The following is a 235-nucleotide window of genomic DNA, read 5'->3' on the forward strand; positions in this document are numbered from 1 at the left end:
AACAACAGCCCGATCGAAGCACAAAAGCTCCGCCTGATTGACGACAACAGCCAATACCAAGCCCTCAACCGACGCAACATCCGCTACCATCGTAGTGATGCGACAGAACAATTTGATAGCATCACCAGTTTTATTGGACAACGCAGCCTACAACCCACCGCAGTCCACCTACAACGCTGGCAAGCCACAGCCCTCGAACAAGAAGAAGGCGCAGGCTCAGTACAAAGCAAACACC

At 52.3% G+C, this 235-nt stretch carries 1 protein-coding gene; it reads left to right on the top strand.

The window, feature by feature from the left end:
* Positions 1 to 235 (top strand): hypothetical protein (locus AC1M87_RS14855; RefSeq protein WP_481594133.1); only part of this gene is annotated, 235 nt, incomplete at both ends.

Source organism: Acinetobacter sp. 24-47-62, assembly GCF_056779765.1.